Consider the following 19652-nt stretch of genomic DNA (forward strand, 5'->3'; position numbering starts at 1 on the left):
GAACGGACATAAAGATTGTCAACAATTCTTTTCATCGATTTTGCACAATCGGCGCGCATCGCGGCGAACCAGCATGGTGCAACGCGCGCAAAATCCATGCAGGACAAGCCTGAATCGCCCATTGCAGCGATCCTCGTCCGTATTGGGGCGGGATATTTTGTTGACAAAACTGGTGCACGACGGAAGCGGCACCGTATTGCGCGAGGCTCGAATACTTGATCGTTAGTTGCGCGACAGCATAAAGAAAAAGGCGGAAGACCCGCCCTTTCGATCGTGCGTCCCGGCATCAGCCGAGATGCGGATAGTCCGACAGTGTGAGCCGGAAGCCGTGCGCGTTCGCGACGAGCTGCGCCCGTGCGCCGAACGGCAGCGTCACCAGGTCCGGCACGTGACCGAACTGCAGCCCCGTGACGACCGGAATGCCGATCACCGCGCGCACCTGCTCGATCATCGCCTGCATGTCGTAGCCATTGTCGTATTCGAACGGCCGCGCGCCGGTGAACTGGCCGAGCACGAGCGCCTGCTGGCGCGCGAGCAGCCCCGACAGGTGCAGCTGGTAGATCATCCGCTCGATGCGGAACGGCTGCTCGTTGACGTCCTCGATGAACAGAATGCCGCCCTCGATATCGGGCATGTACGGCGTGCCGACGAGCGACGTGAGGATCGCGAGGTTGCCGCCCCACAGCGTGCCGGACACGTTGACGCTCTGCGCCTGCGGCGCATCGGCCACGATCGTCGTGGACGGCTGCGTGATCGTCCGCCAGAAGTGGCTCATCGTGAAGTCGCTGGACGTCTGCGCGCCGAAGTCGGCCGACAGCATCGGGCCGCCGAACGTCTTGATCCGTGCCTTTGCATACAGCGCGAGCTGGATCGCGGTGAAATCGCTGTGACCGACCAGCGCGATCGGCCGGTCGCGCAGCCGGTGCTCGAGCCCCCGATAGTCGAGCCCGTGCAGGATGCGCGCGGCGCCGTAGCCGCCGCGCACCGCGAGCCCGATGTCGGGCAGCGGCCGCGCGGGATCGGCGAGCCGGTTCAGGTCCCCCGCCCGTTCGCCGTCGGTGCCGCCGAAACGCTGGTAGCGCCGCTGCGTCGCCTCGATGTTCTCGATGCGGTGCTTCGCATTGCTCAGGCGCTCGAGCGCGCGATTGATCGCGTCGGGATCGTGCGGATAGCCGGACGGCGCCAGCAGGCGGATCGAATAGGATGCAGTGGACGAAGCGGACATGGGCGAGACGTGTCGGTGATCAAACCAGCTTAGAGGGCCCGAACCGCGCCGGGTTCACGACGTGCCGGACGCCAGGTCGCGAGCGATGCGCGCCTCGCGCAGTGCGCGGCGGCGCTCGGCGAAGAACGACTTCAGCGCCGCGCCGCACTCGTCGGCCAGCACGCCGCCGACGACTTCGGTGTGGTGATTGAGCTGCGGATTCGCGAACGCGTCGATCACGCTGCCGCATGCGCCCGTCTTCGGGTCCGCCGCGCCGTACACGACGCGCGCGATCCGCGCGTGCATGATCGCGCCCGCGCACATCAGGCACGGCTCAAGTGTCACGTACAGCTCGCAGCCGGGCATCCGGTAGTTCTGCAGATGCTGGGCCGCCATCCGCAGCGCGGCCATTTCGGCATGGGCCGACGGGTCGTGTCCGCCGATCGGGTGATTGAAGCCGCGCGCGATCACTTCGTCGCCGCGCACCAGCACCGCGCCCACCGGCACTTCGCCGGCCGCACGCGCCTCTTCGGCGGCGGCCTGCGCGAGCCGCATGAAATGCGTGTCGCGCGCCGACACCGGCGCGGCGGCGGGCTCGGGAGAATCGGTCGCGGGTTCGGCAGGCACGCCCGGCAGCACGTCGGGCGTCACATCGGCCCCGCTTGCGCAGGCCCGTCGTCGTCGAGCCCGCGCTCGCACAGGCGTTCGGCGATGCGGCGGCAGTATTCGCGGGGCACCGTCATCGGGCCGCCGCGCAGCGATTCGAGCGCCATGTCGAGCGCCAGCATCTTCGCCTGCAGTTGGCAACGCGCCGCGCGGTCGCTGACCGCGCGCAGTTCGTCCTGCAGATTGCGCAGCGCGCGCAATTGCTCGACGGCTGGCGGCACGAAGCCCGCATTCTTCAGGATACGGTTGGCCACCCGCACCTCCTCGGGTACGAGCAGGTCGTCGTCCAGCGCCTGTGGCGCGCCGGTACCCGGCAAATCGTCGAACGCGCCCCGCGCGGCGGCGGCGGCAATACGCTGTTCGACCAGGGCGTCAAGCAATCTCATTGGTCAATCGAAACAATGCGGCAGCCGAATTCTAGCAGGGTGACGCGCGTATGACAGGCCCTTCGAGAGAATGCTCGATATTGCGTCGGCGACGGGATTGTGCTGGGCCGGCGCGTGCGCCGTTCTTCCCCCTTTTTATGACGATGCGCGGCGTGCGGCATCGCATAATCGCACCGCATCGCCGCGCGTTGCCCAGTCTGCGCAGCCGATAGACGCGACCACCTGCGCCGCCCGACGGTCGCGCCGTTGGCTATTGACCGCCCTCGTAAAGCTGGTTCAGGCGTTCCAGTTCACCCAACTTCTGCGCGCGCAGCAGTTCCTGCTTGACCTGCGCCCGGGTCAGGCCGGCCGGGCTGCCCGCCTGCGTACCGGCGGCGGGCATGCTGCCCACTGCCGTCGCGCTGACCGCGGCGTCGGACGGCGACGCCGGTGCGCTTCCCTCCTGCGCCCGGGCGAGTCCTGCTGCACAACGCGGCCAGCATCCGGATGCCGGCGCTTGCGACCGGCGAGCCGCTCGCGTTCTACCGCGACGACCGCGTGCCGGACTGGCTCGCGCCGCTGCTGACGAACGTCAGCCGGATCTGGCGAGGCCCCCCCGCGCCGCCCGCCACGCTGGAGCGCTGCACCACCGCGGGCCGCTTCCGCTTCAAGGCGTATCGCTTCGCCGACGCCGGCGCGATGCGACGCAAATTCGCGATCGTGATCTACATCGAGCACTTCCCGCCGCTCGAACTGGAGATCGAGCGGCTCGGCTTCCGGCTCGGCCTCACCGAACGCCAGCGCGAACTCTGCACGCAACTCGTGCTCGGCCGCTCGCACTGCGAGATCGCGCGCTGTCTCGCATTGCGCGACAGCACGGTCGTCGATCACGTCCGCAAGATCTATCGCAAGCTCGACGTCCACAACCACGACGAGCTGCGCAGCGTGTTTCGTCTCGGCGCGCTGGGGTAGCCGCCGCCGGCATCGGGCGATCCTTCGGAAACGGCGGAGCTATCGAAACCCGCGCACGCCGGTCCGGAAGAATCTTCAGTCGTTCAGGCGCGAATCTCGGCGGACGGCCTGCGGCGGCAGGCCGAACCCGCGCACGAAGGCTTCGCGCATGTGACGGCGATCGCGAAAGCCGGTCTCCCTCGCGATGACGTCGAGCGGATGCCGGCTCTGTTCGATCATCAGCCGCGCGGCCTCCAGCCGCAGCCTTTCGATGGCCTTGGCCGGAGACTGTCCGGTTTCGAGCGTGAACACACGGCTGAACTGGCGCGGGCTCAGGTGAACCGTCTCTGCGAGTTCCTCCACCGTCAGCGAGCGGCCCAGATTCCGGCGCGCATAGTTAAGCGCATTCTGGATGCGGTCCGATTTCGGCGCGAGCTCCAGCATTTCGGAGTGCTGAGACTGGCCACCTGCCCGCCGCTGGTGCATGACCAGCTTGTGCGCGACCGAACGGGCCGCCTCCGGCCCCAGATCCTTTTCCACCATCGCGAGCGCGAGGTCGAGGCCGGCCGTCATGCCGGCGGACGTCCAGATCGGACCGTCGACGATATAGATCCGGTCGTCCTCGACGCGGATGTCGGGAAAGCGCTTCTGCATGTCGCGCCCGAACGCCCAATGCGTCGTCGCGCGCCGCTGCGCCAGCAGGCCCGCCTCCGCGAGCACGAATGCGCCGGTGCAGATCCCCGCGATGCGCCTCGCGCGATGGCCCGCGCGGCGCAGGTACGCCAGCAGCTTCTCCGGGGCCGGCGATTCGAGCGGATCATTGACCCCGGCGACGATCCACGTGTCCACGTCGATCTTCCCGCGCAACGACCGCGTGCCCACCGCCATGCCGAGCGACGAGCGCACCTCGCCGCCGTCTGCGGAGAAGTTCTCGAGCGCGTAGAACGCCTCGCCCGCCACCATGTTCGCGTACTCGAACACCGATTGCGACGCGAGCGCCATGATCTGAAAACCGTCGCTGATCAGAAAGCCGATCCGGTGCATGTCCGTTCTCCAGTGTCGGTCGACGCTGCCACGCCATGTCCTGAATCATACCCATATACGTCATTTCCGTCGCACCGGATCGAAGCCAGAATGGACTCACGCATTTCCCCTCCCCCTACGAAACGGAGTGACATCATGGCTCAAGCACATCAAGGTACGGCTGTCGTGACCGGCGCGTCGACGGGCATCGGCGCAATCTACGCCGACCGGCTGGCGCGCCGCGGCTACGACCTGATCCTGGTCGCGCGCAACCGCGACCGGCTGGCGGCCCTCGCCGAGCGCATCACGAACGACACACGCCGCAGCGTCGAGATCATCGCCGCGGACCTCAACGACCGCGCCGAGCTCGCCGGCGTCGAAGCGAAGCTGAAGCAGGATGCCAGCATCACGCTGCTGGTCAACAACGCGGGCGTGGGCACGCATACGCCGCTCATCGACAGCGACGTCGACGCGATGACGCGGCTGATCGACCTGAACGTCACCGCCCTCACCCGCCTCACGTATGCGGCCGTCCCGGGTTTCGTCGCGCGCGGCAAGGGCGCCGTGATCAACATCTCGTCGATCGTCGCGATCTCGCCGGAAACGCTCAACGGCGTCTACGGCGGCAGCAAGGCGTTCGTGCTCGCGTTCAGCCAGTCGCTGCATCACGAGCTCGCCGACAAGGGCGTGCAGGTGCAAGCGGTGCTGCCCGGCGCGACCGCCACCGATTTCTGGGAGACCGGCGGCCTCCCGCTCGAGCACCTGCCCAAGGCCATCGTCATGTCGGCCGCCGACATGGTCGACGCCGCGTTGACGGGCTTCGACCGTCGCGAACTCGTGACGATCCCGTCGCTGCATGCCGGCGAAGAGTGGGACGCCTATGAAGCCGCGCGGCGAACGATGGCCCCGCATCTGTCGACCGACACGCCTGCACCGCGTTACGCGACGGCGCGGTAAGTCCGACATTTCGAGCCTGTCGTCGATCCCGTTCGATAAGGAATTCTGATCATGAAACTCAGCGGAAACACCATCTTCATCACCGGCGGCACGTCGGGCATCGGTCGCGCGCTGGCGGGAGCCTTCAGTCAGCGCGGCAACAAGGTCATCGTTGCAGGTCGGCGCAAGGCGTTGCTCGACGAGATCGCGAAGCTGAATCCCGGCATCGACACCGTCGAGCTCGACATCGGCGACGCCGCGCGGATTCAGGAGGTCGCCGCGCAGTTGATCGAACGTTATCCGGCCTTGAACGTCGTGATCAACAACGCGGACGTCATGCCGTTCGACGACGCCGGCGGCCCGTTCGACGACGACCAGGCCCGCCGTCTCGTCGACACGAACCTGCTCGGCCCCGTGCGCGTGAGCGCCGCGTTCGTCGAGCAATTCAACCGGCTCATCGTCGACAACCCGATTCCTGTCGCATGACGGTCGCGCGCGGCACGGCGGCTGACGTCACCGGAGCTCACATCATGACTGCAACGCTTGAAGAGAAGAACACAGCGCTCGTCCTCGACGCACTCGACACACTGTTCAACCGCAAGGACTACGCGAAGGCCGCGCAGTTCTGGTCCGACTCGTATGTCCAGCACAGCCGGCATGTTCCCGCCGGACGCGACGGGCTGTTCGGCCTGGTCCGCACGCTTGGCGATCTGCGTTTCGAATACGACCGGGTGATCGCCAAGGACGACTTCGTCTGGGTGCACAGTCGCTACACCAGCTCGGCGGGCCCGGCCGCGCTGATCGGCGTCGACATCCTGCGGATCGAGGACGGCAAGCTCGTCGAGCATTGGGACGTGTTGCAGGACGAGGCAACGCGCGGCGAATCCGCCGGCGGGTATCCGATGTTTGGGGACACATTTGCGGGCGAGCGGTGACGCGCGCCACCATCTTATGAGGTCGGACAGGCATTCGCGCCGAACGCTGCGGGTTCGACGATTCGCTTGCTCCACAGCCATTCCAGAAGCCGTCGTGCGCTGGCGGGTTCCATCGATCCCCCGAGCGACCCGATCAGCTCGAGCGGAAGCGCCGCCCGCGTCAACGCGCCGAGCAGCGGAACGAGCGCGACGCCGTCCCAGAACGCGACAGGGCGATCGAGATTCGGGTGCTGCAAGGCGGGATGCGCGATGACTCGATCGCCCGTCGCGCATGGCACCACGACAATTTCGGCATCCCGAGCAAAGCGGATCGGATCGTGCATGGGCAATCGGGGAGCGGAATCACCGGACGGCGGGCGAACGACTGCGATCTGCGCCCATTCGGCTTGCAGCGCTAGTGTCAAGTCGGCAACACGCGCGGCGCGCGTATCGTCGGGCGCCAGGCCCGACGTCAACGTTGGCGTCGAGCGCCCGCGCCAGAAAGGCGATTCGCCACACCATGCCTGGCGATAGTATCCGGCACTCCATGCGAAATGACGCGCTGCGCTTTCCACCAGACGCGACTCGTAAAAGCGCCGAGCCAGCGCTTGCTCCATGGCATTGCTCGCCCGGCACCAGGTGTTGAGCGCGATGACGGCCTGGAGCGAGAATCGCATCGCCTTTTCGACGCCCGACGACGAAATCGGATCGAGCGCGAACGCGGCGTCCCCGAGCTTGACCCGCCCCTCTTGCCAGGCAAGCGCGTCGATGTAGGGTGTCGATGCGCACATGCTCGGCGCATTGCACCAAGGCAGGCCGGCCATCTCCTCGAACAGCGCGCTGCGCGCGCAAGCCCGCCGCAACAGCGTTTCCGGCTCGCGCGCCGGCGCATCGCCGCGCATGGACGGATCGAAGGTGAACATGATGCGGTAGCGGCCGCTCGGCAGCGCCGCGCCCCACATCCATCCGTCGGGGAGCGCATCCACGCGAGTGGCCCGATCGGCGCCCGGCCCCCGCGCCGAGGCCGGGATCTCGGCCCACAGCGTCGACAAGCGCGCCGCGCGCAGGCGTTGCGGTTCGCGCCGGCTTTGCCGGCCCTGCGCATCGAGCACGGCCGTCGCGTCGACCTGCAGCAAGCCTTCGGACGTCGCGATTTGCACCCGCCAGCTCCCCGGCCTGCCGTCGACGCGAACCAGGCTCGCCGGCCGCAGCACGGCCACGCCCCGCGCCTGGGCCAGGCGCACGAGCGCCGCATCGAACGCGGCGCGATCGACGACGGCGCCGTCGTGCGCCACCGTCTCGATCGCCTCGCTCGTCCAGCGCAAGCGCGTGGGCTTGCCGGCGAGGATGGGCACGGTCTCCAGCGCATCGTTCGCGTCGAGCAAGTCGATGATGTTCCGCACGCCGGGCGTCAGCGCCTCCCCGATCTGCGGACGAGGCCATGACCTGCTTCGCTCGACGAGCAGCACGCGATGCCCGAGCTGGTTCAGGCGCAGCGCCGCGCACAGGCCCGCGGGCCCGGCACCGACCACCACCATGTCGAAGGTGCGATTCACGCGCCGCCCGCGGCGTCGGCCGGCGTCTCGCGCGGACCGGCGAACCAGTCGGGCGCATGGCGCGCCAGCCGGCCGTGCGCGCCGATCACATAATGCAGCCATCCGCGGATGTAGTCACATGCGCTGCGCCCACGCGCAAGGACTTCATGGTGGCACCCGCCACCGCACAGATAGCGCGCCCAACAGGTGTGACAAGGCTGTTGCCGGTGTACGTGACGCTCGGCCAGCCAGGTCGTCTGGCGTACGCGATCGACGCCGGTGGCGAGATGCCCCATGGTGCCCGCCTCATCTCCCACGAAACGGTGGCAGGCCGCCAGCTCGCCGTCGGCGGATACGCCGAAATATCCCGCGCCGGCGCCGCATGGATAGGGCCGGTGCGTGCCGCGCTGAATTTCATGCAAGGCGTTCTGCATGTTCAGGAACGGGTAGCGCTCGCCGCGCATCACCTTTTGCTCGAACGCGAGCCCGCAAGCGATCATCCCTTGCAGCATGTCCGCCATGTCGGCGGGCCCCATTTCCGCGCGGCCGTTCGCGGCGCGCAGCAGCGGCGAAAACCCGACACTGTGAAACCCCATGTCGATGAACGTATCGAGCGTGTCCGGCAAATCGAGATTGAACGGTGTGACGGTCACGCGCGCGGAGACCTGCATGCGCCGCTGACGCGCGAGGAGCGGCGCCAAACGCTCGACGATGTGATCGAAGGATCCCCTGCCCCCTTTGAACGGACGCAATCGGTTATGCACGGGCGCCGGTCCGTCGAGGCTGACCGTGACCGCGAAACCGTGCTCCTCGAAGAATTCGGCGTCGTCTTTCTGCAGGAGACTGCCGTTGGTCGTGACCGAAAAATGGCAGCGTATGCCGCGCAAGCCGGCGCGCTCGCGCGCATGGGCGGTCGCCGCGCGCAGCACGGCTCGATTGGCGAGTGGCTCTCCGCCCATGAATGCCAGATTGATCTTGTCGCCGTCGCCAGCCCCGTCGATCAGCAGGTCGACGGCCGCGAGCGCGGTCTCCAACGGCATGTTCTTCGCCTTGCCGCCGAATTCCCCCTGCTGGGCATAGCAATAGGTGCAGCCGAGGTTGCATTTCTGCGCGACCGCGAGCGACAGCGCATGTATCGGCACGTCGACCAAAGGGGCGTCGTCGATCACGGGCATCAGCCCCAGCCCGTAGCGCGCCACCAGCGAAGCGACGGCCCCCTCCTCCCCGCCCGGCAGCCCCGCGAGCAATTCGTCACGCAGACGGGGCGGCACATGGAAGAGCCGGCTTCCGTTGACTAGCAGCAGTTGCGCGCCCTGCGCATCCTCGACCAGATGGATTTCGGGATGCTGCGGGCGCGACTGCTCGACGATGCGTGCGGCCATTGCCGTCGCCACGGCGGCGAGCGGCGCGCCCGCCTGATGGTTCCGCACCGGGCGATCCGTGGCGGCAGGCTCGGCCTGCGGATCACGTTTCATCGGCATCCTTGCCCCGTATCACGAACCGGAGATCCTCCTGCCACGACTTGAACAGATCGTCGTAGGACCACAGCCGCGAGTCGACGCGATTATCCGGTACGTAGGTGCCCGTGCGGCGCTTGGACAGCCACATGTCGCCGCGAGCCAGCCCGTCGTCGCCCGGCTCGACGTTGACGAAGTCGGGGCGCGAGGCGGCCCAGTAGTAGCACGCGCATTCGCGGTAGTCGTTCTGCCACGGCGCGCAGAGGCCTTGCGTCAGCTCGCCCGGCTCGAGCATCTGCAGGTTGAAGCTGGCCGTATCGCCATCGAAGAAGCGCCTGAGTACGAGCGTCTCCTTCAAGGTCTCCTTGTGGGTGTCGACCAGCACTTCGTCCGTGGCGTTCTGGTAGGCCGTGAATTCGCATTCGACCGCCTGCCCCTGCAAATGCACGATGCGGGCGATGGAGTTGGACCACTCCATGAACGACACCGCGTTGGGGTTGGGCGCGCTGGCAAGCGGGACCGAATCCGCGTTCGGCCGCACCGGGCCTTTCGTCGCGACCATCGTGCCGACCTCCAGCCCGGCAAAGCGAAGCAGGCGGCGCGTCTTGAGGTGCTCGTAGCCCTTCTCCGCGTCGATCACGTAGTTGTTGTTCTCGACCAGCGTGATGCCTTCGAACGCGCGCCGCCAGAGGTTGCGGAAATCGAATTCCAGACCGGGAAAGCAATTCGAAATCGCGCTGCGCGGCAGCACCGACGCCGGGTTGCCTACGCCGCGGTGATGAATCTGCGCGGTCAGATTGGCGGCGCGGATGGCCGTGTCCCCGGCCGGCTTCGGGTCCTGCGGATGATTGGGATCGTTAGCCGACATGCTGGTCTCCCTTCGAACTCGGTTGTCCGAACATCGCGTCTCGAGCCGCCTTGATCACGAGATTGATATGGCGGCGCGTGAGCGTCAGGCTGCGACCATCGGCGCCGCGCATCAAGGCCGGCATCTTGCGCAGCCCTTCGGCGGATAGGTCGCCGATCTCCTCGGGCTGGCGCAGAACCTTGGCGAACCACGGCGCGCCGCCCGCCGACAAGGCGCTAAACACGCGCTCGTGCAGTGCGCGCAGCGCGAGATTGTCGACGATCGATTCGGCGGCGATGGGCTCGTAATAGCGCTCGAAGTCGGCAGCGTTCTGACGCACCATGGTGCTCGCGATGTCGAGCCGGCCATTGACGGGATTGCCGTTCATGACGGCCGTGTTCATCAGGCGGATGGTTTCCAGCGCGCGCAGGACGATCTCCGTGGCTTCGTCGATCGATACGCTCTCCTGCTCGACATCCGTGCCGTAGAGAATCTGCTCCATCTCGTCGGACACCACGCGCACGGGCAGCGTATCGGGCGCATAGGCGGGCGGCCCCGCACCGATATAGCCGTGAGCACGCAGCGTGGAACCGTCCTGCCTGGTCAGCACGACTTGAACGTGGCCGTCGCATTCGTCGTCGAGGTAGCCCCAGCTGACCTGATTGCCGTCCTTGCCGGCGTAGCCGGCATAGATCTGGGCGGGATTGGTCAGCGTGGGGCCCGTGCTTTCCGTATAGCCGAGCCAGTCGCCGCGCGTCTCGTCATAGAGCACGAGCTCGTCGCGATCGATGATGGGATCGTCCTGCAGCGCCACGTCCTCGTCCGACAGGCGGCGCTTCATGCGTGTCCCGTACACGATGCCGGCCGCGGGCGTATAGCGCAGACGGATCTCGGGATGCCGCTGCGTCGGCTTGATGAACTGGACGTGACCCAGCGGCAGGTGCCGCCCGGTGCGAAAGTTCTCGCAATGGCCTTCCATCGCATGCCGCCGGTGGTCCTTGAGGCCGGTCAGGCGCGCGTGGATCTTGTCGTTCGGATTGTTCGTGCGCCGGTAAATCTTGATGTTCCCCAGCTGGACGTCCCAATGCAAGGCGCCGGTGTCCAGCTGTTCCGCGGCCAGCAGCTGGAGCGTGAGCGGCTGCAACTGGTCCGGCGCTTCGCTCGTGCGCGCATAGACCTCGAGGAAAGGCGCCACCGGGCGCACCTTCCTGTCCTCGTCCTTGAAGCGGATCTTGTCGGGCACGTAGGCCCGCACGATTTCACCGCTTTCCTGGTCTACCTCCAATGTCGTACACGGCACGATGCGGCGAAAGTCGAGCGGCTTGTCGGGATCGACGGCGAGGTCGAACGCTTCGAGCGGCGTCGCCGCGGCGCCCAGCCTGCCGACTGCAATTGGCGGCAGAATCCGGAGTTCCAGTATCGGCATGTTTGGCTCCTAGGGTCTGTTTACATACGGAACACGCATGCGTTGCGACGAGAACGGCCGCTCGCGAGGCGCGCGACGCCGCGAATACTGGACGTATTCGCAAGGAGCGCAACGCGGCGAGCGGCCGTTCTCGTCGCAACCCCAAATTTCGAAAAAACCATTCCACGGGAATGCCCGAAATCGCCCGTATGGCGGCGTCGCTCGTCGCTTGTTTGGCACGGCCAAACGGCGCTCCTCCCTCCTTGCCCTACGAGCGATTTCGGGCATTCGCATGCGTGTTCCGTATGTAAACAGACCCTAAAGTAACGCCGGATCGACGTCGCCGGACAAGATGCGCTTGGCGATAGCGACCATGCTCTTGTCGGCTTCGCGCAGGCTGAGCAGATACGGACGGTGTGCGGCATCGATGCGGGCCAGCAAGGCCGTCGTCAGGTTGTCCGATGCCGCCAGCAGATCGAGGTGGCCGCGCCACCGGTTCGCCTCGCCCAACGGGCTGTCGAGCGTATACGGCACCTGGAACGGCGGCCCGGCGAGCGGTGCATCCGGCCTGTTCGACACGCGCGACTGCATCAGGATCTCGGCGAGGGCGCGCAGGTTGTACATTTCGCCGAACGCGGCATTGACGATCGCGCCGCGCGGCGTCACCGTGCCTGCCGCATTGAGCCCGCCGTAGAGCGTGAAGCTGTGGATCAGATACTGCAGCAACATGCGATAGCGCAGATTGGATAGCGACGCCCACAAGGCCGTCACCGGCTCGGTGATGGGCGTCACCGGCGCGCCGTCCTGCTCGGGCTCGAGCTGAGGATCGAGCAACACGTATGGGTTGACCGCGACCGGGCGCGAAGGCTGCCAAGCATCGTGCGCGCCCGTCGTGGCCGCGACGCTCTCGCTCAACGCGGCGAGTGCTGCCGGATAGGCCGCCTGCCATGCCGCTTCGAGGTAATCGTCCGGACGTGCGTCGCCCCAGACATCGACGCCGCACAGCTCCCCTTCAAGGACCCTGCGCATTTCAATGTAGATCCGCAGGAACCGCACGAAATGCGAGGGCTGCGTGCCATGCGTGGCCTCGCCTTGCTGTGCAATCGCCTTCAGCGCGTCGACGGCGTCGTCGCGTGACGTGGCGGGCTTCACCAGCACGTCCGGCGTGCTTTTGAGCGACGCGTGGCCGCTGCTGCCGCGCTGGCCGCCCTGGTACCCGCGTCCCCACTCCGCGAAATCCGCCTGGCAGCGGTAGGTGTCGGCCTGAAAGACCTCGTCGGGCAGGTAGTCCGGATCGTTGACGAGCGGAATCAGCGCGTCGAACAATTCCGCGACCTGGTGCGGATTGGAAGCCTGTGCCTCGACGCGCGCACGGATTTCTTCGCCCAATGCGCCGCCTTTCCAGCCGACGGGTGCTTCCGCGTAGACGTATTTCGCGAGCGAATCGAGCGTCAGCGGTTCGAGCATGAAAGGAAACGGATAGAACGGCGTATCCCACGGATAATCGTCACGCTCGAAATGCAATGGCGAACCGATCAGGCGCAGTACGTTCTGCACCGTGATCAAATGACCCATTTCCTCCTTTGCGATGCCGAGAATGGCTTCTTGCCAAATGCGCACGGTATCGTGAAATTGTGGCGGCACCTGCGGGCCGCCCAGCGAATAGGCGGCATATAAATACTGCACCATCAGGCAATGCTCGATTTCCGCATCGATGGACAGCAGGTAGGTCACGTAATCGCGCGGGGAGAACTCGCTTATGAGTGGCGGCGCCGCTACACCGCCTTTGGCAGTCGGCCCGCGCGGCGTCAGCTCGGCGGGTTGTTGACCGATAGGCGCAAGATGGCGCCAAAGTCTGAGAGATTGCATTGCCGCTCCTTATTGCCCACGTCATCAAGAAAAGAGTCGCGCGGAACTGCAGGAAAAGGCCGGTATTGCGGGAAAGCGGGGATCGCACAAGCACGCTGTCGAGCGTGTCATTGCGCAGGCGTGATTTGAATCGATGCGATGGACGGTGTTTGGTCGCCCGTGAATATTGTCATTTCATTATTGCACGCAGCGCTGACGAGACAAGTCTGTCAAGTTTGACAGCTCGGGAAAACACCATGTCCGGCATGCACAATTGCCCGTGCATGCCCCCGCCCGCTCCCGATCGCGAAAAAAAGGGGCGCCTCAAGGGCGCCCCGCATGTTCAGCCGGTTGCGTACAACTCACTCCCACTCGATCGTCGCCGGCGGCTTCCCCGAGATGTCATACACGACCCGGTTGATCCCGCGCACCTCGTTGATGATCCGGTTCGACGCGCGGCCGAGCAGCGCGTACGGCAGGTGCGCCCAGTGCGCGGTCATGAAGTCGGTCGTCTGCACCGCGCGCAGCGACGTCACGTAGTCGTACGTGCGGCCGTCGCCCATCACGCCGACCGACTTCACCGGCAGGAACACCGCGAACGCCTGGCTCGTGAGGTCGTACCAGCTCTTGCCGACGTCGGCTTCGCCGCACAGGCCCGCCGCCGCATCCTGTGCGGTCGCGGTCGTGCTGCGCAGCTCCTCGATGAAGATCGCGTCCGCGCGGCGCAGCAGGTCCGCGTACTCGCGCTTCACCTCGCCGAGAATCCGCACGCCGAGGCCCGGGCCCGGGAACGGATGGCGATACACCATTTCCGGCGGCAGGCCGAGCGCAACGCCCAGCTCGCGCACCTCGTCCTTGAACAGGTCGCGCAGCGGCTCGAGCAGCTTCAGGCCGAGCGTCTCCGGCAGGCCGCCGACGTTGTGGTGGCTCTTGATCGTCGTCGCCTTCTTCGTCTTCGTGCCGCCCGATTCGACCACGTCCGGATAGATCGTGCCCTGTGCGAGCCACTTCGCCTTCGACAGCTTCTTCGCCTCGGCCTGGAACACCTCGACGAACTCGCGGCCGATGATCTTGCGCTTGGCTTCCGGATCGGTCACGCCGGCCAGATGGCCGAGGAACTGCTCCGATGCGTCGACGTGCACGACCTTCGCATGCAGGCGGCCCTCGAACATGTCGAGCACCATCTGGCCTTCGTTCAGGCGCAGCAGGCCGTGGTCGACGAACACGCAGGTGAGCTGGTCGCCGATCGCGCGATGGATCAGCGCGGCCGCGACGCTCGAATCGACGCCGCCCGACAGGCCGAGGATCACTTCCTCGTCGCCGACCTGCTCACGGATGCGCGCCACGGCTTCCTCGATGTGATCGCGCATGATCCAGTCCGGCTCCGCGCCGGCGATGTCGAGCACGAAGCGCTCGAGCATCTGGCGGCCCTTCACGGTGTGCGTGACTTCCGGGTGGAACTGCACCGCGTAGTAGCCGCGCGCCTCGTCGGCCATGCCGGCGATCGGGCAGCTCGGCGTCGACGCCATCAGCTTGAAGCCCGGCGGCAGCTCGGTAACCTTGTCGCCGTGGCTCATCCAGACCTTCAGCATGCCGTGGCCTTCGGCCGTCGTGAAATCCTCGATGCCGTCGAGCAGGCGCGTATGGCCGTGCGCGCGCATTTCCGCATAGCCGAATTCGCGTTGGTCGCTCCACTCGACCTTGCCGCCGAGCTGCACGGCCATCGTCTGCATGCCGTAGCAGATGCCGAGCACCGGCACGCCGAGATCCCACACGGCCTGCGGCGCGCGCAGCTGATGGTCTTCGTACGTGCTCGCATGGCTGCCCGACAGGATCACGGCCTTCGGCGCGAACTCGCGGACGAAGTCGTCGGACACGTCGTTCGGGTGAATCTCGCAATAGACGTGCGATTCGCGCACGCGCCGCGCGATCAGTTGGGTGACTTGCGAACCGAAGTCGAGAATCAGGATTTTGTCGTGCATGGCTGCGGACGGGATGAAGAACAAACGGATAAGAAAAGCAGCGCATCGCGCGCTGCGTCAAAAGCATGGACGGCGGCGTCGGGCGAAACGGGCGCGCGACGCACGGCCGGTCATTCCTGCATCGGCGGGCGCTCGTCCAGCGCGACGTCGCTTGACGCCTTGCCGGACGCGGCAGGCGCGCCGGACGACGCTGCGGTGGACGAAGCTGCGGCGGACGTGGCCGCCGGGCGGGCAACGAGCGGCTCGGCCCGCTGCGGCGACACCGCCGCCGGCTCGGCCGGCCGCTGCGCGGCTCGGCCTTCGAGCGCCTGCGCCCGCTCGCGCCGCCGCACCGCCGAAGCCAGCCGCACGCCGCCGAGGCCGAGCACGAACAGCACGACGCCGACCGCCGCGGACAGCAACTGGCCGGCCGCCGCCAGCGCCGGACCGTGCGAGCCGATCGCCCACACGATCGTCAGCATGCCGGTCAGCCAGTTCACGTGGCCGACCGCGCGCGCGACCGGCGCCGTCAGGTCGCCGTTGACCGCCGCGTGCGCCGCGAGCCACGCAAGGCCGAGCAGCGCGATGCCGAACGCCTGGCCGAGCATCGCCGGCTCGACGTTCGCAAGCTGCAGCGCGTTGAACAGCGCATGCCACGGCGTCAGCACGAACAGCAGGCCGAACGCCGCCAGCAGCACGGCATCGACGACCAGCACGGCTCGCAGCAACGGTTTCATCGGCGCTTAGTCCACGTGGTAGTTCGGCGCTTCCTTCGTGATCTGCACGTCGTGCACGTGCGACTCGCGCATGCCCGCCGCGGTGATCTGGACGAATTCGGCCTTCTCGTGCAGCTCGGCAATCGTCTTGCAGCCGCAGTAGCCCATGCTCGCGCGCACGCCGCCGATCAGCTGGAAGATGATGGCGTTGACCGAACCCTTGTACGCGACGCGGCCTTCGATGCCTTCCGGCACGAGCTTGTCGATGTTTGCGGAGTTGTCCTGGAAGTAGCGGTCCGCCGCGCCGTCCTTCATCGCGCCGACGGAGCCCATGCCGCGGTACGACTTGTACTGGCGGCCCTGGTACAGGAACACGTCGCCCGGCGCCTCCTCGGTGCCGGCGAACATGCTGCCCATCATCACCGCGTTCGCGCCGGCGGCGAGCGCCTTCGACACGTCGCCCGAGAAGCGGATGCCGCCGTCGGCGATGCACGGCACGCCGGTGCCGCGCAGCGCTTCCGACACGTTCGCGATCGCGCTGATCTGCGGCACGCCGACGCCCGCGACGATCCGCGTCGTGCAGATCGAGCCGGGGCCGATGCCGACCTTCACCGCGTCCGCACCGTACTCGACCAGCGCCTTCGCGGCCGCGGCCGTCGCGATGTTGCCGCCGATCACCTCGACGTGCGGGAAGTTCTGCTTGACCCAGCGCACGCGCTCAAGCACGCCCTTGCTGTGACCGTGCGCGGTATCGACGACGATCACGTCGACGCCCGCCTGCACCAGCAGCTCGACGCGCTCTTCGTTGTCCGGACCGACGCCGACCGCCGCGCCTGCGCGCAGCTTGCCGTGCTCGTCCTTGCACGCGTCCGGGTGCTCGGTCTGCTTGGTGATGTCCTTGACGGTCATCAGGCCGCGCAGCTCGAACGCATCGTTGACGACCAGCACGCGCTCGAGGCGGTGGCTGTGCATCAGCGCCTTCGCTTCGGCGAGCGGGGTGCCTTCCTTGACCGTCACGAGGCGCTCGCGCGGCGTCATGATCGACTTGACCGGCTCGTCGAGGCGGGTTTCGAAGCGCAGGTCGCGGTTCGTGACGATGCCGACGAGTTGCGGGCCCTCGACGACCGGGAAACCCGAAATGCCATGCTGGCGCGACAGCGCGATCACGTCGCGCACCTTCATCTGCGGCGGCACCGTGATCGGGTCGCGGACGACGCCGGACTCGAAGCGCTTGACCTTCGCGACTTCGCGGGCCTGCTCGGCGGGCGTGAGGTTCTTGTGGATGATGCCGACGCCGCCTTGCTGCGCCATCGCGATCGCGAGGCGACCTTCGGTGACCGTGTCCATCGCGGCGGACACGAGCGGCATGTTCAGGGAGATGTTGCGGGTCAGCTGGGTTTTGAGGCTGGTGTCGCGCGGCAGAACGTCGGAGAAGGCCGGGACGAGGAGCACGTCATCGAAAGTGAGTGCTTTTTGGATCAGACGCATGGCAAATCCTATGGGCGCAAAATGGAATTATACGCGATGTGCGGCTGAATTTCACAACACGAACAAAGGCTTAGCCGTTTTCCGGCGGTTGGGGCCCCGAATCGTTCGCATCCCCGTTCGAGTCGTTTTCGATCCGGTTTCGTTTTGGGTGCCGGCGTGTCCGTTCGCGCGTGCCCTCACGCCAGCCCGGCCGCGCGTGCGATCACCGATGCGCCGGCCCGACAGCCCGCGCCGTGCGGGGGTGTGGTGCTAGATTAGTGCCGGGCCACGAACGGCAGGAGTGACAAGTGTGTCGGGATTCGGATGGATTCGCTGATTACGGCCGCAGCTCGCGCGCTCGCCGCGGGTGACCCGCTCGGCGCGCTGAACCGGGTCGCGCTGCGCGACGACGCGCCCGCGCTCGCGCTGCGCGGCATCGCGATGGCGCAACTCGGCGACTTCGAGCGCGCGAAGGCGCTCGTGCGCAGTGCGGCGCGCGCGTTCGGCCCGAAGGAGACCGTGGCCCGCGCGCGCTGCGTCGTCGCGCAAGCCGAGATCGCGCTCGCGTCGCGCGAGCTCGGCTGGCCGACCCGTGCGCTCGACGCCGCGCGCACCACGCTCGAAGCGCACGGCGATCACGTCAATGCGGCGCACGCACGCCATCTCGAAGTGCGCCGGCTGCTGCTGATCGGGCGCCTCGACGACGCCGAGCGCGCGCTCGCCGGCCTTGATCCGGCGCCGCTGCCGGCGGCGTCGCGCGCCGTGCACGAGCTCGTCGCCGCGGGCATCGCGATGCGGCGCGTGCGGCCCGGCGCCGCGCGCGCGGCCCTCGCCCGCGCACGCCAGGCCGCGCAAGACGCCGGAATTGCCGCGCTGACGGCCGAGATCGACTGCGCGCGCGGCATCCTCGACGCGCCGGCCGCCCGCCGGATCGCGCCCGGCGGTGCGCGGCTCCTGCTGCTCGACGAAGTGGAAGCGCTGCTGGCGTCGGACGCCGTCGTCGTGGATGCGTGCCGCCATGTCGTGCGCGCCGCGCGCACGACGATCCCGCTCGCGCGGCGGCCGGTGCTGTTCGCGCTGGCGCGTGCGCTCGGCGAGGCGTGGCCGGCGGACGTGCCGAGGGACACGCTCATCGCCCACGCGTTTCGCGCACGGCACGCGGACGAATCGCATCGCGCGCGCCTGCGCGTCGAGATCGGCCGGCTGCGCGCGATGCTCCAACCGCTCGCGGACGTGACCGCGACCGCGCGCGGCTTCGCGCTCGAGCCGCACGGCGCGCGCGAGGTCGTCGTGCTCGCGCGCCCGGTCGACGAAAAGCATGCGGCAGTGCTCGCCCTCCTCGCCGACGGCGAAGCGTGGTCGAGCTCCGCGCTGGCCCTCGCGCTCGGCGCGAGCCAGCGCACCGTGCAGCGCGCGCTCGACGCGCTCGCGCAGGCAGGCAAGGTGCAGACGTTCGGCCGCGGGCGGGCGCGTCGCTGGACGACGCCGCCCATGCCGGGATTCGCGACGATCTTGTTACTCCCCGCGCCGCTGCCGGGCGACTAGGATGGCGTTACCGAACGCACTGAACGACGAGGACGGCGACATGAAACGATCCGCGGCAGACATCATCCGGGAATACGGCCCCTTTCCCGGCGTCGACGGCGTGCACGGCGTCACGTTCGACGGCCAACAGGTCTGGTTCGCGTCCGGCGACCGGCTGAACGCGCTCGACCCGGACAGCGGCGAGACGCTGCGCACGCTCGACGTCGCCGCGCATGCGGGCACGGCCTTCGACGGCCGGCACCTGTTCCAGATCGTCGAGGACCGCATCGAGAAAATCGATCCGCAGACCGGCCGCGTGCTCGCGACGATCCCCGCGCCCGGCGGCGGCGGCGATTCGGGACTCGCGTGGGCCGAAGGGACGTTGTGGGTCGGCCAGTATCGCGAACGGAAGATTCATCAGATCGATCCGCAGACCGGCGCGGTGCTGCGCACGATCGAATCGAACCGTTTCGTCACCGGCGTGACCTGGGTCGACGGCGAGCTCTGGCACGGCACCTGGGAAGGCGACGCAAGCGAGCTGCGGCGGGTCGATCCGCAATCGGGTCAAGTGCTCGAACGGCTCGACATGCCGCCGGGCGCCGGCGTGTCGGGGCTCGAATCCGACGGCGGCGACCGCTTCTTCTGCGGCGGCGGCAACAGCGGGAAGATTCGGGTCGTGCGTCGCCCCGCACGCGGCGCGACGGCTTCGGCCGATTCGACGGATCAATAGGCCAAGTCTCCCCTGCCGACGACACGCGCGGCGTTCGCCAACGCCGCGCCGCTTCCCGCCGAGTGCAGGAATGAACAAGACGCCTTTGCGCCGACACCGCTAA

19 protein-coding genes and 1 pseudogene are annotated in these 19652 nt (G+C 67.4%); 7 read left to right on the top strand and 13 right to left on the bottom strand.

What is annotated here, in order from left to right:
• Positions 1-15 precede the first annotated feature (15 nt).
• Complete coding sequence (locus KY49_RS37020) at positions 16-219, top strand: hypothetical protein (protein ID WP_143136269.1); 204 nt, start codon at positions 16-18, stop codon at positions 217-219.
• Between the two features lie 67 nt (positions 220-286).
• Here KY49_RS37020 and ldcA read toward each other — a convergent pair whose 3' ends face one another.
• From ldcA to KY49_RS38460, 4 genes are all read right to left on the bottom strand, one after another.
• Positions 287-1225, bottom strand: a complete 939-nt coding sequence (gene ldcA, locus KY49_RS09200; RefSeq protein ID WP_042584268.1) for a muramoyltetrapeptide carboxypeptidase — start codon at positions 1223-1225, stop codon at positions 287-289.
• Positions 1226-1279: 54 nt separating this feature from the next.
• Positions 1280-1855, bottom strand: a complete 576-nt coding sequence (gene tadA / locus KY49_RS09205) for a tRNA adenosine(34) deaminase TadA (protein ID WP_042584269.1) — start codon at positions 1853-1855, stop codon at positions 1280-1282.
• Complete coding sequence (locus KY49_RS09210; RefSeq protein WP_042584270.1) at positions 1852-2256, bottom strand: DnaJ family domain-containing protein; 405 nt, start codon at positions 2254-2256, stop codon at positions 1852-1854. The genes tadA and KY49_RS09210 overlap by 4 nt, the downstream gene beginning before the upstream one ends.
• Before the next feature lie 250 nt (positions 2257-2506).
• Positions 2507-2638 (bottom strand): DUF4148 domain-containing protein, encoded by a 132-nt coding sequence (locus KY49_RS38460; RefSeq protein WP_231636358.1) that lies wholly within the window; start codon positions 2636-2638, stop codon positions 2507-2509.
• Between the two features lie 47 nt (positions 2639-2685).
• On the opposite strand from KY49_RS38460, the gene KY49_RS09220 reads away from it, so the two are divergent.
• Positions 2686-3207, top strand: a complete 522-nt coding sequence (locus tag KY49_RS09220; RefSeq protein WP_231636359.1) for a helix-turn-helix transcriptional regulator — start codon at positions 2686-2688, stop codon at positions 3205-3207.
• 75 nt (positions 3208-3282) lie between these two features.
• Here KY49_RS09220 and KY49_RS09225 read toward each other — a convergent pair whose 3' ends face one another.
• Positions 3283-4230: a GlxA family transcriptional regulator gene (locus KY49_RS09225; protein ID WP_042584271.1), complete on the bottom strand. Its 948-nt coding sequence runs from the start codon at positions 4228-4230 to the stop codon at positions 3283-3285.
• 135 nt (positions 4231-4365) lie between these two features.
• On the opposite strand from KY49_RS09225, the gene KY49_RS09230 reads away from it, so the two are divergent.
• The 3 genes and pseudogenes from KY49_RS09230 (at position 4366) to KY49_RS09240 (ending at position 6080) form a co-directional block, all read left to right on the top strand.
• The gene (locus KY49_RS09230; protein WP_042584272.1) at positions 4366-5166 is read left to right on the top strand and encodes an SDR family NAD(P)-dependent oxidoreductase; all 801 of its coding nucleotides are present in this window, start codon (positions 4366-4368) and stop codon (positions 5164-5166) included.
• 51 nt (positions 5167-5217) lie between these two features.
• Positions 5218-5598, top strand: a pseudogene (locus KY49_RS09235) (SDR family NAD(P)-dependent oxidoreductase); the annotation flags it as partial.
• Positions 5599-5627: 29 nt separating this feature from the next.
• Positions 5628-6080 (top strand): nuclear transport factor 2 family protein, encoded by a 453-nt coding sequence (locus tag KY49_RS09240; protein ID WP_231636360.1) that lies wholly within the window; start codon positions 5628-5630, stop codon positions 6078-6080.
• A 14-nt stretch (positions 6081-6094) separates the two neighbouring features.
• Here KY49_RS09240 and qhpG read toward each other — a convergent pair whose 3' ends face one another.
• The 8 genes from qhpG to guaB all read right to left on the bottom strand — a co-directional run bounded on the left by qhpG (position 6095) and on the right by guaB (position 17316).
• On the bottom strand, positions 6095-7615 hold the full coding sequence (qhpG, locus tag KY49_RS09245) for a flavin-dependent monooxygenase QhpG (RefSeq protein ID WP_197083557.1): 1521 nt from the start codon (positions 7613-7615) through the stop codon (positions 6095-6097).
• Complete coding sequence (locus KY49_RS09250) at positions 7612-9069, bottom strand: radical SAM/SPASM domain-containing protein (RefSeq protein WP_231636361.1); 1458 nt, start codon at positions 9067-9069, stop codon at positions 7612-7614. Before KY49_RS09250 ends, qhpG begins: the two co-directional genes overlap by 4 nt.
• Positions 9059-9919, bottom strand: a complete 861-nt coding sequence (locus tag KY49_RS09255) for a hypothetical protein (RefSeq protein ID WP_042584274.1) — start codon at positions 9917-9919, stop codon at positions 9059-9061. Before KY49_RS09255 ends, KY49_RS09250 begins: the two co-directional genes overlap by 11 nt.
• Complete coding sequence (locus tag KY49_RS09260; protein ID WP_052495630.1) at positions 9909-11324, bottom strand: hypothetical protein; 1416 nt, start codon at positions 11322-11324, stop codon at positions 9909-9911. The genes KY49_RS09255 and KY49_RS09260 overlap by 11 nt, the downstream gene beginning before the upstream one ends.
• A 297-nt stretch (positions 11325-11621) precedes the next feature.
• A complete protein-coding gene (locus KY49_RS09265; protein ID WP_231636362.1) occupies positions 11622-13037 on the bottom strand; it encodes a ferritin-like protein in 1416 nt (471 codons plus the stop codon).
• A 476-nt stretch (positions 13038-13513) separates the two neighbouring features.
• The gene (gene guaA, locus KY49_RS09270) at positions 13514-15133 is read right to left on the bottom strand and encodes a glutamine-hydrolyzing GMP synthase (protein WP_042584276.1); all 1620 of its coding nucleotides are present in this window, start codon (positions 15131-15133) and stop codon (positions 13514-13516) included.
• 110 nt (positions 15134-15243) lie between these two features.
• Complete coding sequence (locus KY49_RS09275) at positions 15244-15849, bottom strand: hypothetical protein (protein WP_042584277.1); 606 nt, start codon at positions 15847-15849, stop codon at positions 15244-15246.
• 6 nt (positions 15850-15855) lie between these two features.
• The gene (gene guaB, locus KY49_RS09280) at positions 15856-17316 is read right to left on the bottom strand and encodes an IMP dehydrogenase (RefSeq protein ID WP_042584278.1); all 1461 of its coding nucleotides are present in this window, start codon (positions 17314-17316) and stop codon (positions 15856-15858) included.
• A 303-nt stretch (positions 17317-17619) separates the two neighbouring features.
• Here guaB and KY49_RS09285 point away from each other — a divergent pair, with 303 nt between their 5' ends.
• Both KY49_RS09285 and KY49_RS09290 read left to right on the top strand, forming a co-directional pair.
• Positions 17620-18840 (top strand): winged helix-turn-helix transcriptional regulator, encoded by a 1221-nt coding sequence (locus KY49_RS09285; protein WP_042584279.1) that lies wholly within the window; start codon positions 17620-17622, stop codon positions 18838-18840.
• Between the two features lie 40 nt (positions 18841-18880).
• Positions 18881-19549 (top strand): Vgb family protein, encoded by a 669-nt coding sequence (locus KY49_RS09290; protein WP_042584645.1) that lies wholly within the window; start codon positions 18881-18883, stop codon positions 19547-19549.
• Positions 19550-19652 lie beyond the last annotated feature (103 nt).

This window comes from Burkholderia sp. MSHR3999 (genome assembly GCF_000833595.1).
GTDB lineage: Bacteria > Pseudomonadota > Gammaproteobacteria > Burkholderiales > Burkholderiaceae > Burkholderia > Burkholderia ubonensis.

Bases quoted from the DNA above. Each gene is read 5' to 3' on its own strand.
- KY49_RS09260 (WP_052495630.1), bottom strand. From the start codon at position 11,324: ATGCCGATACTGGAACTCCGGATTCTGCCGCCAATTGCAGTCGGCAGG.
- guaB (WP_042584278.1), bottom strand. From the start codon at position 17,316: ATGCGTCTGATCCAAAAAGCACTCACTTTCGATGACGTGCTCCTCGTC.
- ldcA (WP_042584268.1), bottom strand. From the start codon at position 1,225: ATGTCCGCTTCGTCCACTGCATCCTATTCGATCCGCCTGCTGGCGCCG.
- KY49_RS38460 (WP_231636358.1), bottom strand. From the start codon at position 2,638: ATGCCCGCCGCCGGTACGCAGGCGGGCAGCCCGGCCGGCCTGACCCGG.
- KY49_RS09230 (WP_042584272.1), top strand. From the start codon at position 4,366: ATGGCTCAAGCACATCAAGGTACGGCTGTCGTGACCGGCGCGTCGACG.
- KY49_RS09285 (WP_042584279.1), top strand. From the start codon at position 17,620: ATGGATTCGCTGATTACGGCCGCAGCTCGCGCGCTCGCCGCGGGTGAC.
- KY49_RS09210 (WP_042584270.1), bottom strand. From the start codon at position 2,256: ATGAGATTGCTTGACGCCCTGGTCGAACAGCGTATTGCCGCCGCCGCC.
- KY49_RS09240 (WP_231636360.1), top strand. From the start codon at position 5,628: ATGACGGTCGCGCGCGGCACGGCGGCTGACGTCACCGGAGCTCACATC.
- KY49_RS09290 (WP_042584645.1), top strand. From the start codon at position 18,881: ATGAAACGATCCGCGGCAGACATCATCCGGGAATACGGCCCCTTTCCC.
- KY49_RS09275 (WP_042584277.1), bottom strand. From the start codon at position 15,849: ATGAAACCGTTGCTGCGAGCCGTGCTGGTCGTCGATGCCGTGCTGCTG.
- KY49_RS09255 (WP_042584274.1), bottom strand. From the start codon at position 9,919: ATGTCGGCTAACGATCCCAATCATCCGCAGGACCCGAAGCCGGCCGGG.
- guaA (WP_042584276.1), bottom strand. From the start codon at position 15,133: ATGCACGACAAAATCCTGATTCTCGACTTCGGTTCGCAAGTCACCCAA.
- KY49_RS09225 (WP_042584271.1), bottom strand. From the start codon at position 4,230: ATGCACCGGATCGGCTTTCTGATCAGCGACGGTTTTCAGATCATGGCG.
- KY49_RS09250 (WP_231636361.1), bottom strand. From the start codon at position 9,069: ATGAAACGTGATCCGCAGGCCGAGCCTGCCGCCACGGATCGCCCGGTG.